The organism is Nocardia sp. CNS-044 (genome assembly GCF_059570515.1).
The window spans coordinates 845,142-860,091 of sequence record NZ_JCANSX010000005.1; the positions used below are offsets into that span (position 1 = coordinate 845,142).

13 protein-coding genes, 1 tRNA gene and 1 riboswitch are annotated in these 14,950 nt (G+C 70.0%); of the genes, 8 read left to right on the plus strand and 6 right to left on the minus strand.

Annotation, left to right across the window (positions count from 1 at the left end; all coding sequences use genetic code 11):
* Positions 1-12: 12 nt before the first annotated feature.
* Complete coding sequence (locus tag T333_RS04825; protein ID WP_355000506.1) at positions 13-555, minus strand: DJ-1/PfpI family protein; 543 nt, start codon at positions 553-555, stop codon at positions 13-15.
* Positions 556-726: 171 nt separating this feature from the next.
* Between T333_RS04825 and T333_RS04830 the strand changes: the two genes are divergently transcribed.
* The 3 genes from T333_RS04830 (at position 727) to T333_RS04840 (ending at position 2,995) form a co-directional block, all read left to right on the plus strand.
* Positions 727-1,932, plus strand: a complete 1,206-nt coding sequence (locus T333_RS04830) for a DNA polymerase III subunit delta' (protein WP_496423763.1) — start codon at positions 727-729, stop codon at positions 1,930-1,932.
* 73 nt (positions 1,933-2,005) lie between these two features.
* Positions 2,006-2,081: transfer RNA gene (locus T333_RS04835), tRNA-Thr, on the plus strand.
* Between the two features lie 224 nt (positions 2,082-2,305).
* Positions 2,306-2,995 carry an esterase/lipase family protein gene (locus T333_RS04840; protein ID WP_496423764.1) on the plus strand — a complete coding sequence of 230 codons (690 nt, stop codon included), beginning with the start codon at positions 2,306-2,308 and terminating at the stop codon, positions 2,993-2,995.
* 116 nt (positions 2,996-3,111) lie between these two features.
* Here T333_RS04840 and T333_RS04845 read toward each other — a convergent pair whose 3' ends face one another.
* Positions 3,112-3,465: a DoxX family protein gene (locus T333_RS04845; RefSeq protein ID WP_496423765.1), complete on the minus strand. Its 354-nt coding sequence runs from the start codon at positions 3,463-3,465 to the stop codon at positions 3,112-3,114.
* Positions 3,466-3,556: 91 nt separating this feature from the next.
* Between T333_RS04845 and T333_RS04850 the strand changes: the two genes are divergently transcribed.
* On the plus strand, positions 3,557-4,450 hold the full coding sequence (locus tag T333_RS04850) for a LysR family transcriptional regulator (protein ID WP_496423766.1): 894 nt from the start codon (positions 3,557-3,559) through the stop codon (positions 4,448-4,450).
* A gap of 51 nt (positions 4,451-4,501) precedes the next feature.
* Here the strand turns inward: T333_RS04850 and T333_RS04855 are convergent, their stop codons facing one another.
* Positions 4,502-5,557 (minus strand): alpha/beta fold hydrolase, encoded by a 1,056-nt coding sequence (locus T333_RS04855; protein WP_355000501.1) that lies wholly within the window; start codon positions 5,555-5,557, stop codon positions 4,502-4,504.
* A 445-nt stretch (positions 5,558-6,002) separates the two neighbouring features.
* On the opposite strand from T333_RS04855, the gene T333_RS04860 reads away from it, so the two are divergent.
* From T333_RS04860 to T333_RS04870, 3 genes are all read left to right on the plus strand, one after another.
* Positions 6,003-6,380: a glyoxalase superfamily protein gene (locus T333_RS04860; protein WP_355000500.1), complete on the plus strand. Its 378-nt coding sequence runs from the start codon at positions 6,003-6,005 to the stop codon at positions 6,378-6,380.
* 109 nt (positions 6,381-6,489) lie between these two features.
* Positions 6,490-6,951 carry a DUF2752 domain-containing protein gene (locus T333_RS04865; RefSeq protein ID WP_355000499.1) on the plus strand — a complete coding sequence of 154 codons (462 nt, stop codon included), beginning with the start codon at positions 6,490-6,492 and terminating at the stop codon, positions 6,949-6,951.
* A 65-nt stretch (positions 6,952-7,016) separates the two neighbouring features.
* Positions 7,017-7,202: a hypothetical protein gene (locus T333_RS04870; protein WP_355000498.1), complete on the plus strand. Its 186-nt coding sequence runs from the start codon at positions 7,017-7,019 to the stop codon at positions 7,200-7,202.
* Between the two features lie 6 nt (positions 7,203-7,208).
* Here T333_RS04870 and T333_RS04875 read toward each other — a convergent pair whose 3' ends face one another.
* The 3 genes from T333_RS04875 to T333_RS04885 form a co-directional block, all read right to left on the minus strand.
* On the minus strand, positions 7,209-8,558 hold the full coding sequence (locus tag T333_RS04875) for a M1 family metallopeptidase (protein ID WP_496423767.1): 1,350 nt from the start codon (positions 8,556-8,558) through the stop codon (positions 7,209-7,211).
* Complete coding sequence (locus T333_RS04880) at positions 8,558-12,496, minus strand: Pls/PosA family non-ribosomal peptide synthetase (RefSeq protein ID WP_496424142.1); 3,939 nt, start codon at positions 12,494-12,496, stop codon at positions 8,558-8,560. The genes T333_RS04875 and T333_RS04880 overlap by 1 nt, the downstream gene beginning before the upstream one ends.
* Before the next feature lie 222 nt (positions 12,497-12,718).
* Positions 12,719-13,348 carry a LysE family translocator gene (locus T333_RS04885; protein ID WP_355000495.1) on the minus strand — a complete coding sequence of 210 codons (630 nt, stop codon included), beginning with the start codon at positions 13,346-13,348 and terminating at the stop codon, positions 12,719-12,721.
* A 100-nt stretch (positions 13,349-13,448) separates the two neighbouring features.
* Positions 13,449-13,562, plus strand: a riboswitch (SAM riboswitch).
* A 46-nt stretch (positions 13,563-13,608) separates the two neighbouring features.
* Here T333_RS04885 and T333_RS04890 point away from each other — a divergent pair.
* Positions 13,609-14,928, plus strand: coding sequence for an aminotransferase class V-fold PLP-dependent enzyme (locus T333_RS04890; RefSeq protein WP_496423768.1), 1,320 nt, complete (start codon positions 13,609-13,611; stop codon positions 14,926-14,928).
* The last annotated feature ends 22 nt before the right edge of the window (positions 14,929-14,950 follow it).

Sequence of the window (14,950 nt, forward strand, 5' to 3'; positions counted from 1 at the left end):
TACCGCCATCTATTACCGCAGGAGGCGGAGGAATTCGCGCATCCAGGCCGGGTGGTCGGGCCAGGCGCGGCCGGTGACGATGTTGTCCTCGACGTGCGCTTCGCTGTCCACGAACTTGGCGCCCGCCGCCTCGATGTCGGGGGCGAGGGCGGGGTAGGCGCTGCACGAGCGGCCGGTGAGCACGCCCGCCGCGGCGAGGATCAGCGGGCCGTGGCAGAGGGCGGCAATGGGCTTGCGCTGCTCGGCGAAGTGCTGGACGACGCGCTGGCAGTCCGGGTTGTTGCGCAGGTACTCCGGCGCGCGTCCGCCCGGAACCACGAGCGCGCCGTAGTCCTGCGGCACGACGTCGGCCAGCGCGATGTCGGCGGGCCAGCTGTGGCCGAGCTTCTCGGTGTAGGTGTCGAAGCCGTCCGCGAAGTCGTGGACGACGAATTGGAGCTTCTTGACGGTCGGCGCCGCGATGTCCACGGCGTGCCCCTCCTCGAGCAGGCGCTGGTAGGGGTAGAAGACCTCGAGGTCTTCGGCGGCGTCCCCGGCGATCAACAGGATTCTCACGATGATTCCACCTCCGCATCGAGGATCCGCCTGTGCGATGAGCCTGGTCAACGACCCGCGCGTCCACTGCCGCGTGTCGCGACGGACAGGCCGAGAGCGGGTGGCGGGGAGAGCCCCCCGGGGCCGCCCGGGCTGCGGACTTTGTCGGACGGCACCACTAGGGTGTATGCCGTGGCGGGAGTCTTCGATCGGTTGGTCGGCCAGGATGCGGTCGAGTCCGAGCTGACGGCTGCCGCGATCGCGGCCCGCGCGGGAGCGGTCGAGGGCGCGATGACGCACTCCTGGTTGTTCACCGGTCCGCCCGGATCGGGGAGATCCATTGCGGCGCTGTGCTTCGCGGCGGCATTGCAGTGCACCGATCCCGGCGTGCCCGGCTGCGGAAAGTGTCACGCCTGCACCACGACCATGGCGGGCACCCACGGCGACGTGCGGCGGGTCGTGCCCGAGGGACTGAGCATCAGCACCAAGGAGATGCGCGAGATCGTCCAGATCGCCGCGCGCCGTCCGAGCACCGGACGCTGGCAGGTGGTGGTCATCGAGGATGCCGACCGTTTGACAGAGGCGGCGGGAAACGTGCTGCTCAAGGTGGTCGAGGAGCCGCCGGACCGCACGGTGTTCCTGCTGTGCGCCCCTTCGGTGGATCCGGAGGACATCTCGATCACGCTGCGCTCGCGGTGCAGGCACGTGCACCTGGTGACCCCGTCGGTGCCCGCCATCGCCAAGGTGCTGAAGGAGCGGGACCAGCTCGACGAGAAGACCGCGAACTGGGCGGCCTCGATCAGCGGCGGCCATGTCGGGCGGGCCCGGCGGCTGGCCACCGACGAAGAGGCGAGGGCGCGCAGGCAGCGGGCGCTCGCCCTGGTGGCGGCCGTCGGACGTCCCGGCGCGGCCTACGCCGCCGCCGACGAACTGGTGAAGGCCGCCGACGACGAGGCCAAGCAGATGAGCGCGGCCCGCGACGAACGCGAACGCGAGGAGCTGGCCACCGCGCTCGGTGCGGGCGGCACCGGCAAGGGGGCGGCGAGTGCGACCCGCGGTTCCGCGGGCGTGCTCAAGGATCTCGAGCGCCGCCAGAAATCCCGCGCCACCCGCACCGGTCGCGACGCACTGGACCGCGCGTTGATCGACGTGGCCGGTGTGTACCGCGACGCGCTCGCCGTCCGCTTCGGCGCGGCGCGCAACGGCTCGGGCGTCGCCCTCACCCACCCCGACCTGTCCGACCAGATCCACGACCTCGCCGATCGCGTGCGCCCCGAAGGCCTGCTGCGCTCCATCGAGGCCGTGCTCGACTGCCGCGAAGCCCTCGACCTCAACGTCAAGCCCCGCTTCGCCCTCGCCGCCATGGTCGCGGCGATCATGGCCGCCCAATCCGCCTGACGTTCACCCTGCTGAACCACCCGTTTTCGCGATCAGGGGGCGGAGACGATAGACTCGCGTGGCCGAGAGGCACGCCGCCTTAGCTCAGTCGGTAGAGCGCTTCACTCGTAATGAAAAGGTCGGGGGTTCGATTCCCCCAGGCGGCTCCAGGTCAGAGGCCCTTTCCGGTTCGCCGGGGAGGGCTTTTCTCGTTTCAGTGTGCCAACAGTGTGTGAACCGGCGGGAAGACCGCCCCGCAGCGCGGCGGCCAATCGCGATATCCAGGGACTCTACGGCAAGTTGAAACAGCCAAGTTCCACAGTGAGCAAGATTAACCTTGCGGCGCTAGTTTCTGTCTGCTCGCAATGAAGCGAGCGGATCGGAGTCGACACCCATGCACATCACATCGACCGCGCGCCGCCTCGGGATGGCCGCAATCACCCTGGTCGCGACGGCCACCGCCGCACTCGGCATCGCCACGCCACAGGCCGCTGCGGCGCCGGCGCGAGATCCGATACTTTTCGTCCACGGTTGGCAGGGATCGGCGTCGAACTGGGATTACATGTGGGGCCGATTCTTGGGCGCGGGGTACTCCGTCAGAGAGATCGCACGATTCAGCTACGACAGCTCCCAGTCGAACGAGGACATCGCGCTGGAGGTGAAGTCGCAGGTCGATGCGCTGCGCGCGAAAACCGGCGCCGCCAAGGTCGACATCATCACTCACTCGATGGGCGGCCTCAACAGTCGCTGGTACCTGAAGAATCTCGGCGGCCTGGGTTCCGTCGACGACTGGGTCTCCATCGGCGGCCCCAACCACGGCACCGAAGTCGCCAACGGATGCCTCGACGTCTCCTGTGTGGAGATGCGGCCCGGCTCGGCCTTCTTGACCGACCTGAACAGCACCGACGAAACCCCCGGTCAAGTGAACTACGGCACCTGGTGGTCACCGTGCGACGAGATCATCAACCCCGATGAGAGCACTATTCTCAGCGGTGCCGCCAACACCCGGACGCTGTGCCTCGGCCATCTGTCGCTGCTGGCGTCGGCGACGGTTTTCGAGGGTGTGCGCGACTTCGTGAAGTAGTCGGCTGAGCCCTAGCCCGGCCCGTCTCGCACCCGCGAGGCGGGCCGAGTCTCTTGGTCCGGTTCTCGGCGACGGCACCTACCTCGATTGTCATACCTCGCGAAAAGCGTACTGGATCAGCCGATTTGGTAGAGCAGGGTGGTGGTGAGGGTGGCTGCGGTAAGGGTGAGGGCTGTGGATACTCGAGCGAGATGGAAGTCCGCGACTCGTAAGTGAGCGATTACCGCGCCGACGAAGTACAGGACCAGGCCCGTGGCCGCGGCTATGCCGATGATCGGTATGGCGAAACCCGCCACGAGGCCGAGCGCTCCGGCGGCGAGCAGCGAGCCCAGCGGGAGCATCCACGATTGCGGGACCCGCACCTCTTTCGCGGCGGCTACGGGGATGGGGTGGCGGACGAAGTTCATCCACGCCCCGGTCGCGGCGCCGAGCGCGGTGAGTGTGGTCAGGGTGGCGTAGAGGGCGAACACAATCAGGCCTTCCGATGGTGACTAGCGTGCGCAACCAGTCTCGATTCGGTGGTCGTTGTGGCACCAATACCTGTATCCATAACCTAGGGGCATGGATGTCGACACTCGGCTGCTGCGCTACTTCGCCGCCGTGGCCGAGGAAGGGAATCTGACCCGCGCGGCCGAGCGGTTGTACGTCTCGCAACCGGCGCTCACGAAGCAGATCAAGCAGCTCGAAACCTTGCTGGGGGCGACGCTTTTCACTCGTTCACGAGCGGGAATGGGGCTCACCGAGGCGGGGCGCGCGCTAGCGCGGCGGGCACCCGCTTGGCTCGACGACTGGAATCGCGCGGTGGCCGAGACCAACGCAGCGGCCGCGCGGGAGACGCGCGTCCTGCGGGTGGGTTTCCTGGCCAGCGCCGCCAACGAGGCCACCACGGAGATCATCGCCGAATTCACTGCGCGCAGGCCGGGCTGGCGGGTGGATATGCGCCAGAGTGCCTGGTCGGATCCGACCGCGGGATTGGCCGACGGCCAGGTCGACGTAGCGATACTGCGGCTGCCGATCCCCGGTCAGGAGAAGTGGCGAGTGGAGGTGCTGCTCACTGAGCCGCGCTGCGTCGTCCTGCCGAGTACGCACCGGTTCGCCGATCGCGACGAGATCCCGTTCGCGGAGTTGTACGACGAGCCGTTCGTGGCCGCACCGCAGGCGACCGGTCCGTGGCGCGACTATTGGCTCGCGGTCGACGAGCGGGGAGGCGTGCCGCCGCGCATCGGCGCCGTCACCCAGCACCCGGACGACTGGCTGAACGCCATCGCGAACGGGTACGGGATCGCCTTGGCGCCGGAATCCGCGGCTCGCTTCTATCCTCGGCCCGGTGTCGTTTTCCGGTCGGTGGTCGGCATCGCCGCCAGCCTGGTCGGTGTCGCGTGGAATCCGATCGATGACGCCAACGCGCCGGTCCAGGACTTCGTCCGCAGTTGTCTGCGCTTCGAGCAGGCGTGAACGTCGCTCCCGGGCCGAGCGTCGTCGACCGGCCCGGGAGAACGATCGGGGTCAGACCGCGGTGGCGCGCTGGTCGCTCGCGCCCTGGGCGATCCGATCGATTTCGGCGTTGAAGCGGTCGGCCGCCTCGATGTTGCCGAGGTGGCCGGTGGGCCAGACCTGGTAGTCGGCGAGGGAGCCCGCGGCGCCGAGGGCGTCGACGATGGGGCGGTTCATCCTGGCGGGCAGCAGGTAGTCGTGCGCGCCCGCGATGACGGTGGTGGGGACGGTCAGGTGCTTGGCCGCGTCGCCCAGGTCGAGGATGGCGAGCGCCGCGGCGTGCAGGCCGCGGGTGAGCGGGCGGCAGGACCGGACGATGCCGAGCGAGAAGGCGACCTCGTCGGCGGTCGCGTTCTTCGTCATCAGCCTGGCTTTGATGATGGCGGTCACCAGCGGGCCGCCGGGCAGCGGCACCGGTGCGCTCAGCAGCGTCTCGGCGAAGACCAGCGGCATGCGCACACCCGCGCCGAAGAAGGTGACCGGACGTCGCGCCATCGTCAGCGGCTTGTTCAGCAGCGGAAGGAGGTCGGTCTCGTGGCGGATCTCGCGGGAGGCGGTGTTGGCGAGCACCACCGCGTTGGCGCGTGCGGGCACCTGCTCGGGATAGCGGGCGGCCCATGCCTGCAAGGTGATTCCGCCCATGCTGTGGCCGACCAGGGTGGCGCGCTTGCCGCGCGGGAGGGTGGCGTCGAGGACGGTGGCCAAGTCGTCGGCGAGAGTTTCGCCGGACGGGGTGGTGCGGCCCAATGTGCTCTCGCCGTGTCCGCGCTGGTCGTAAGCGATCACACGGTAGCGGTCCGCGAGTGCGTTGATCTGCGGGTTCCAGTACTCGATGCAGCAGCTCCAGCCGTGGATGAGCACGATGACGTCACCGTCGGCGGGTCCGTACGCGTGGACTCGGAGCTGGGCGCCGTCGACGGTCGTGACCGGGATGATCTCGCAGGGTGCGGTCGGCTTGTTCAGCGAAGCTGTCGCGAAAGTGCGGGACCGAAGTCCGGCACGGTAAGCCGCGGTGAGCGGCTCGGCGCCGCGCACCCCCGCCAGTGTCTTCATCGACGTCACCAGCATTGTGCACTCCTTTGTGTCATCCGCCACAGTACGATGCGAACAAAGTGCTTGCAACTGCAAGCGGTCGATGGCGGAAATCCTGGCGCATATCTGTGGGTACCCAATATTCGGTCCGGTGAACTCTGCCCGGAAGGAGAAACATCGCGCACGAGCGAAGTTCCCCTGGAGTGCAGACGGCTCGAACAGTCACATCCGGTACATCGCCGCCTGAGCCCGCGCCGCTATCGGCGGTACCCGATCGTTATCAGCCCGAGAGTCACGGACCCGCTCGCTCTCGGCGATATCAGGCCGCTGACCTGGCCGGGACCTCCCGATAGGCTGCGCGACGCCAACGTATTCGTCGATCGGACGGTCGGCAGCTTCTCTTCGGGGTGCTGGCGTAAGTCGCGCGCCTTCCGCGTCTCGAGCGAAGAGCGCTGTCGGTGCGTGGTGCGATGATCGGCCGATGACCTCCGAGGACATCCGTTTCGCCGCGCCGATCCCCGTGCTGCGCATGTTCGACACCGCGAAGGCCTATGAATTCTATTGCGATTACCTGGGATTCACCGTCGACTGGGAGCACCGGTTCGGTGCGGACTTCCCGCTCTACGCCCAGGTGTCCCGGTCGGACGCGAAACTGCATCTGAGCGAACACCACGGGGACGGCACCCCCGGATCGGTGGTGTGGATCGCGGTGGGCGACATCCACGCGCTGCACGCCGAGCTCGCCGCCAAGGACTATCGGTACGCCAAGCCGGGCTGCCCCGAGGACGGTCCCGGCGGTCCCGGTTTCGACCTGACCGATCCCTCGGGCAACGTCCTGCGCCTCGCACAACCGGATTAGCCCCATCCGCAGGCACTTTCGAGCCGGGAGCAGCACGGCCGGACAGTCGCGCGCCAACCGCCCGACGGCTGTAGCGCCGACCGGCTCGCCCCCGCTACCGTGGTTTCTCGTGGAGACCACGCACCTCGCAGGCCAGCCCCCGTTCCCGCCACCGCAGCGGGTACGGCGTACCGGTTGGCGCGCGCTCGGTCTGCCCGCGCTCGCGGCGGGCGCCGCGGTCGGAGCCGTGGTCCTGCTGCACTTCCGTGACCCGCACGTGGAGGGCTCCTACGGGATCTGCCCGATCTACGGCCTGACCGGGTTGTACTGCCCCGGCTGCGGCGGCATGCGCGCCGTGCACAACCTCACCGACGGCCGCCTGCTGGACTCGCTGCACAGCAACCTGCTGGCGATTCCGCTGCTCCTCGCCTTCGCGTTGTTCCTCGGCGACTGGGCGGTGCGTGCCTGGCGCGGCGAACGCCCCCGCGTCCCCGACCTCCCGCGCCCGTTCATGTGGACGGTGCTCGCGCTGTTCGTCGTCTACTCGGTGCTGCGCAACACGCCTTGGGGTACGTGGCTGGCGCCGGTCTAGGTGAGCCGCCGCCTCCGCTCCGGCCATGGGAGATTCCCGCGCCCCGAACCGGGCAAGCTCTCGGTATGACGGATTCACTCAAGGCGCGGGTGCGTGAAAAGCTGCTGCGCCAGCTGGCCGAGGACGCGCCCGACAACGAACACGACGACCCGAGGCAGATCTCGGTGGCCGCCGACCTGGACACCCTGGACAGCGTCGCCGAGGACGACCCGATCGTCGAGGAACTCGCCACCCGCTATCTGGTGTTCTGAGCGAACTCAGCGCGCGCCGGCCTGCCCGCCGTAGGGTGGCAGCTGCGGCAGCGGCTCGTCGCGCAGCCAGCTGTCCCACAGCGGACGCAGCGGAACCAGGCTGTAGTGCCCGGCCAGATCGGTGAACTCCTCGGTGCTCACCGAGGAATGCCGGTAGCGCAGCACCCATTCGCGCAGCAGGTCGAAGAAGCCGGGCTCGCCGAGTTCGAGGCGCAGCGCGTGCAGGGTGAGCGCGCCGCGTTTGTACACCCGATCGTCGAACATGCGCTTGGGACCGGGGTCCCCGATGACGATGTCCTGCGGCTGCCGTGCCAAGTTGTGCCGCACGGCCCGGGCCAGCTGATCGGCGGTCGGCCCGCCCGAGGCCTCGGACCAGATCCACTCCGCGTAGCAGGCGAAGCCCTCGTGCAGCCAGATGTCGCGCCACTGGCGCAGGGTCAGGCTGTTGCCGAACCACTGGTGCGCGAGTTCGTGCGCGACGAGCCGTTCGGAGCCGCGGCGACCGTCGCAGTGGTTGGCGCCGAACACCGAGATGCCCTGGGCCTCGATCGGGATCTCCAGGTCGTCGTCGGTGACCACCACCGTGTACCCGCCGAATGGATAGGGGCCGAACCGTTCGGTGAAGACCTCCATCATCCGCGGCTGGCGCGCGAAGTCGTGTTCGAACTCGGCCCGCAGCCGTGGCGGCACGACCGCCTGCATGGGCACCGGTCCGTGCGCCGGGCCGACGCGATGCTTGCGGTAGTGCCCGATCTGGATGGTGGCCAGGTAGCTGGACATCGGCTCCGGCTGCTCGTACACCCAGGTGGTCTGGCTCGCCTTGGTCTGCTTGCGCATCAGGGTGCCGTTCGCGACGGCGTAGTAGGGGCTGTCGGTGGTGATCGAGATCCGGTAGCTCGCTTTGGAACTCGGGTGGTCGTCGCAGGGAAACCAGGACGCGGCCCCGTTGGGCTGGCTGGCGACCAGTGCGCCCTCGGACAGCTCCTCCCAGCCGACCTCGCCCCACTGCCCGCGCACCGGCTTCGGCACGCCCGCGTACTGGATCACCATCGAGAGCACGCCGCCCGCCGGAATCCGCTGCTGCGGCGTGACGACCAATTTGCCGTGCTGGTGACCGTACTTCGCGGCCTTGGCGCCGTTCACGAACACCTTCGACACCGTCAGCGCCTGCGCGAGGTCGAGGCTGAACCGAGGCTGGACGGCGGTGGTGACCGCGGTGATCTCCGCGCGCCCGCTCAGCCGGTTGCTCGCCACCCGGTAGACCAGGTCGAGCTCGTACCGCGAGACCCGATAGCCGCGATTGCCGTTCTGCGGCAGGTAGTCATCGATGGGTTTCTCGTAGAACTTCTCACCCATCAGCCCTCCTCGCCCGGTTCGTGCCACGGTGCGATGGGGTTGCCCCACCACCTGGTCGACGGCGGCACGGTGTCGCCGCGCATGACGAGCGAGGCAGGCCCGACGGTCGCGCCCGCGCCCAGACCCGCCGCGGGCAGGGCGACGCAGTGCGGGCCGAGGGTGGCGCCCGCGCCGAGGGTGACGGTGTCCATGGCCATGATCCGATCGTGGAACAGATGGGTCTGCACCACGCAGCCTCGCTCCACCGTCGCGCCGTCGCCGAGTGTCACCAGATCCGCCTCCGGTAGCCAGTAGGACTCGCACCATACCCCGCGGCCGATGCGCGCGCCGAGCGCGCGAAGCCACAGATTCAGCACCGGTGTTCCGGTCGCGGCGCGGGCGAACCAGGGCGCGGCGACGGTCTCGACGAAGGTGTCGGAGACCTCGTTGCGCCAGACGAACGAGCTCCACAACGGATGCTCCTCGGCCCGGATCCGGCCGACCAGCAACCACTTCGCGGCCACCGCGCTGCCGCACGCGATCGCGCCCGCGACCAACAGCACGACGCCGCTGAGCAGGGCGGTCGGCAGGTGACCGATCCGCTGGGCCAGCCAGGCCAGTGCGAAGAGCACGCCGAGGCCGATGGCGAAGGTGACCAGCACCGGAATCAGCCTGCACGTCTCCACGATCGCCCGCGCGACGCGCAGCCGCCGCGGCGGATCGAAAGTGCGGCTGGCGTCGGCGGTTTCGGAGGCGCGGCGCAGGCGCACGGGCGGGCTGCCGAGCCACGAGGACCCCGCCTTGGCCTTCGACGGCGCGGCAGAGAGCACGGCGACCAGCCCGTTCTTCGGTACCCGGCGGCCGGGCGCGGTCATCCCCGAGTTGCCGAGGAACGCTCGCTTGCCGACCTTGGCCTCGCCGATGCGCAGCCAGCCGCCGCCGAGTTCGTAACCGGCGACCATGGTGTCGTCGGCCAGGAAGGCGCCGTCGGCGACGGTGGTGAACTTCGGCAGCAGCAGCACGGTCGACGCCTCGACGTGCTTGCCGACCTTCGCGCCGAGCAGGCGCAACCACAGCGGCGTCAGCAGGCTGGCGTAGAGCGGGAACAGGAAGGTGCGCGCCGAGTCGAGCAGGCGTTCGGTGGCCCAGGCCTGCCAGCCGACGCGGCTGCGCACCGGATGGTGGCCCTCGGTCAGCCCGATGGCGAACAGACGCACCAGGACGACGGTCGCCGCGGCGTACACGCCGAGCACGAGCAGCACGGCCACCGGCAGCACGGCGAAGGCACGGCCGAGCGCGGCGGTGAGCGTCGTGGTGTCCCGGACCCACCAGGCCAGGAACGCGCCGCCCGCGCCGAGGCCGAGGATCGGGAGGGCGGCGAGCGCCATCGAGGTGATGCCGAAGATCGGGACCCAGTGCCGGGCGCGCGGCGGCGTGTGCGCGGGCCACCGGTGCCGGGCGCGGCCGACCTTCACGGCGGGCGAGCCCGCCCATTCCTGTTCGGCCTTGACCTTCCCCGAAACGGCGGAACCTGGAGCGATCTCGGCGTTCTTCCCGATCCTCGTGCCAGGCAGCAGGATCGAGCGCGCGCCGACCACCGCGCCGGGGCCGATGCTGATCGGGCCGATGTGCACGAGGTCGCCGTCGATCCAGTAGCCGGACAGATCGACCTCGGGTTCCACGCTGCACCCGTCGCCCAGTTCGAGCATCCCGGTCACCGGCGGCAGTGTGTGCAGGTCGACACCCTTGCCGATGCGCGCGCCGAGCGCCCGCGCGAAGGGCGCCATCCAGGGTGCGCCGGAGAGGTTCTCGGCGCCGCTCGCCTCGGACAATCGCACCGCGGCCCACAGGCGCAGGTGCACCGAGCCGCCGCGCGGATAGCTGCCGGGCGCGATGCCGCGCAACAGCACGCGCGAACCGGCCACGCACAGCGCCATCCGGCCGGGCGGGGAGATGAAGAGCAGGAACGCGATCAGCGCCCACCACCAGGACAGCCGGGGCAGCCAGGGCAGCGATCCCGACCACGCCGCGATATTGCCGACGATGGCCAGCCAGGTGAGCCACTGCAATCCGGTCAGGGTGGTCAGCGGCACCGTGGCGAGTACCTGCACCCACTGCGCGGTGCGGGGAGTGGGACGCACGGTGCGTTCCGCGACCGCGGCGGCGGGGGCGCTGGCGTCGAGCAGGTCGGCGAGCGCGCCGAGGCGCGGATGGTCGTAGAGATCGGCGACGGCGACCCGCGGATAGCGTTCGCGCAGCGCGGTGACCAGCTGGGCGGCGGCGAGCGAGCCGCCGCCGAGGTCGAAGAAGTCGGCGTCGGGGCCGGTCGCCTCGGCGCCGAGGATGGCGTCCCAGAGTCCGGCGACCCAGCGCGCGGTGGGGGACATGTCGGCGTCGGCGGGCTTGGCCTTGGACAGCGGCCAGGGCAGCGCGTCGCGATCGACCTTGCCCGAGGTGCGGGTGGGCAGCTCATCGACCACCGCGAGGCGCGGCACCAGCGGTGCGGGCAGTTGGTCGGCGAGCAGTTCGCGCGCCGCGCGCGCGTCGAAGTCGCCATCGGGGCCGGTGAGGTAGCCGACCAGGATCTTGTTGCCCGCCTTGGTCGTTCGGATCGCGGCGGCCGCTCCCGTGACACCGGGCAGATGCTGGAGCGCGTTGTCGATCTCGCCGAGCTCGATGCGACGGCCGCCGAGTTTGATCTGATCGTCGGCGCGGCCGAGGAAGACGAGCCCGGCGCTCTCGTTGCGGACCAGATCGCCGCTGCGATAGGCGCGTTCCCAGCCGAGCCCGGGCAGTGGAGCGTACTTCTCGGCGTCCTTGGCCGGATCGAGGTAGCGGCCGAGTCCGACGCCGCCGATGACGAGTTCGCCCGATTCGCCCTCGCCGACCGGGTTGCCCTGCGCGTCGACCACGGCCAGATCCCAGCCGTCCAAAGGCAATCCGATGCGAATCGGCGGCTCCCCGGTGAGCAGGGCCGCGCACGCCACAACGGTGGCCTCGGTGGGGCCGTAGGTGTTCCACAGCTCGCGTCCCGAATCCTCGTCCCCAGCAAGGCGTTCGGCGAGTTCGGGCGGCACGGCCTCGCCGCCGAAGATCAGCAGCCGGACCGGTTCCAGCGCCTCGGCGGGCCAGGTCGCGGCCAGCGTCGGCACCGTCGAGACGATGCTGATCTCGCGGCGGACCAGCCAGGGGCCGAGGTCCGCGCCGGTGCGCACCAGCGCACGCGGCGCGGGCACCAGGCAGGCGCCGTGCCGCCAGGCCAACCACATCTCCTCGCAGGAGGCGTCGAAGGCGACCGAGAGACCGGCGAGGACACGGTCACCGGGGCCGATGGGCGCGTCCCGCAGGAACAGTCGCGCCTCGGCGTCGACGAAGGCGGCGGCGTTGCGGTGGGTGACCGCGACGCCCTTCGGGGTGCCGGTGGAGCCGGAGGTGAAGATGATCCAGGCGTCGTCGTCGGGTGCGGGGAACGTGTGGTCCGTGTCCTCACCGGCCGTGAGAGAGGTTGGGGCGGTGGATGTTACGACGGCACGGATGCCCTCGACGGTGACGACGGCGCTCACCCGCGCCTCACCGAAGACCAGCCGGGCCCGCTCGTCGGGATCGTCGGCGTCGACCGGGACGTACGCGGCGCCCGCCCACAGCACGGCGAGGATCGTGACGTACAGATCGCCGCTGCCGGAGGGCATTCGGACGCCGACCCGGTCGCCAGCGCGGACTCCGGCCTCGACCAGCTCGGCCGCTCGTGCCTCGACCGCGGTGAGCAGCTCGCGGTATGTGATCAGAATCTCGCCGTCATCGATGGCGTGCGCGTCCGGATGGGCTCGCGCGGTGGCGGTCAGGATGTCGACGAGGGTGCGCGGCGGAGGCGCCGCAGCGCCGCGTAGCAGGGGGTCGGACAACGACTGCCCGGTCGTCGGGCTAGTGCCCACCGCGGTGTCGACCTGCGGCTGGAGCATCACGTCCGGCCCACCTCTCATAGACCTGCCTTGCGTTTCCCGATGGTTGTTTCACATGAGGGTTACCGATTGGCAAACGCCACGGTGACCAACTGACCACGGTACCCGCGGTACCAGCGATATCTCCGGGACTGCGGTGTGACGTCGATCGGCGAGCCGAGGCGGGTGGATGGGGCCGTCAGGCGCACTTCCGCATTCGCTCCGTTTGGGCGGCGGCGCCTATCAGGTCGCCGAGGCCGCGGTACCCAAACCCAGCGCGGTGAGAATCCCGGCGCTCGCCTGCTCGAGCCGATCGCGGACCCTCGGGCTGCGCAGAAACGCCACCGCGCGGGCGGCGAGCAGGGCGAGCAGGATCATCTCGACGGCGGCGACGGTGCATTCGATCGCGCCGAGCGCGAGGGTGTTCAGGAAGGTGACCTCGGTCAGGAACTGGGGAAGCACGGCGAGGTAGAACAGGCCGACCTTCGGGTTGAACAGACACGAGACGACGCCCGCCGTGAACGCCGAGCGAACCGAGGGCGCTTTCCCGCTGCCGGAATGGAACTCGGCATCGGCCTGGGACCGCCGCTTGCGCAACTCGATGAGCGTACGAATTCCCAGGTACACCAAATAGATTCCGCCGACGATCTTCAGCGCGCGATACGCGGTCGCGGATTGCTCCAGCAGCGCGGCGACGCCAGCGGCCACCACCACCGCCCACACCAAGCCGCCGAGCGCCGAGCCCACCGCCGCGGCGATGCCGGGACGGGCGTCCACGATCGAAAAGCGCAGCACCAGAAACGAATCCGGCCCCGGCGTCAGGGAGAGCAGGACGCACAGTCCGACGAAGCTGAGCAGCAGCGAGGGCGTCACCCAACGAGTGCAGCGCAGTTCCCGCGGCGGCGCAACCGACTTTCGGCCGCGCGAATCCAGAGGTTGACAGAGCCGCGTGCGGTCTGCCAATCTCGGGACAGGTCACGAGTACCAGCGCTAAGCCCCGGCTAGCTGGTCGGCAACCCTCCTCCGCGGTGGGGTGCTCCGGGTGACGACCGGGCCGCCGTCCGACCGGGCGCGGCAAGCGCGGACTCGACGAATCCCTCGATCGCGAGTCCCAGAGCCGACGGGATTACGTGATGACCGCTGTTGTGGACCAGACCTGTGCCGCCTTCGCCCGCGTTTCGGGTGACGATCTGCCGGTGCCGCTCGTGCAGGGCGGAACCCGCACCTACGCCAACTTCGACTACGCCGCGAGCGCGCCGGCGCTGGCCCAGGTCACCGACCGGATCCAGCGGCTGCTGCCGTACTACGCCAGCGTGCACCGCGGCGCGGGCTACGCCTCGCGCATCTCCACCGAGTGCTACGAGGCCGCGCGCGGTTCGGTCGCCCGTTTCCTCGACGCCGCCGACGACCAGGTGGTGGTGTTCACCCGCAACACCACCGATTCGCTGAACCTGCTGGCGTCCTGCGTGCCGGGCGACACCGTGGTGCTCGACATCGAGCATCACGCCAATTTCCTGCCGTGGACGCGGCACGGACGCCGCGTGGTGCGCGCCGCCGACACCGTCGCCGAGACCATCCGGTTGCTGGTGGCGGAGCTGTGCAGCAAGCCCGCCGCACTGCTCGCGGTGACGGGGGCGTCGAATGTCACCGGGGAGGTGCTGCCGTTGGAGCGGCTCGCCGACATCGCGCACCAATGCGGGGCGCGCATTCTGGTCGACGCGGCCCAGCTCGCTCCGCACCGGCGAATCAGCCTGCGGGAGAGCGGGATCGACTACCTCGCCTTCTCGGGTCACAAGCTGTACGCGCCGTTCGGTGCGGGTGTGCTTGTCGGCCGCCGCGACTGGCTGGATCGGGCCGAGCCCTATCTCGCGGGCGGCGGTGCGGTGCGCGCGGTGAGCACCGAGCGCGCCGAATGGGCGCCCGCGCCGCAGCGGCACGAGGCGGGGTCGCCGAACGTGCTGGGCGCGGCCGCGATCGCCGCCGCCTGTGACGCGCTCGCCGCCATCGATCCCGTGGGGTTGGCCGCGCACGAACGCCTGCTCGCCGACCGCCTGCGCGAGGGACTGTGTGCCATCCCGGGCGTCGAGACGCTGCGCATCTGGTCCGACAGTCCCGATTCCGTCGGCATCGTGGCGTTCACCGTCGCGGGCTTCGCGCCCGGCCACGTCGCCGCCTACCTCTCCGCCGAACACGCCATCGGTGTGCGCGACGGCCGCTTCTGCGCCCACCCGCTGCTCGCCCGCCTCGGCCTCGACGGCGCACTGCGCGCCAGCATCGGCCTCGGCACCACCTCCGCCGACATCGACCGCCTCGTCGACGCCGTCGCCACCCTGGTCCACCGCGGCCCCTCCTGGAACTACGCCGAAACCGACGGCCTCTGGAACCCCACCCCCGAAACCCGCCCCTTCACCGCCGACCCGTCCACCGGCGCCACCCCCTGCCTGATCGCGTAGGACGCCACCGCGCGGTAACCGC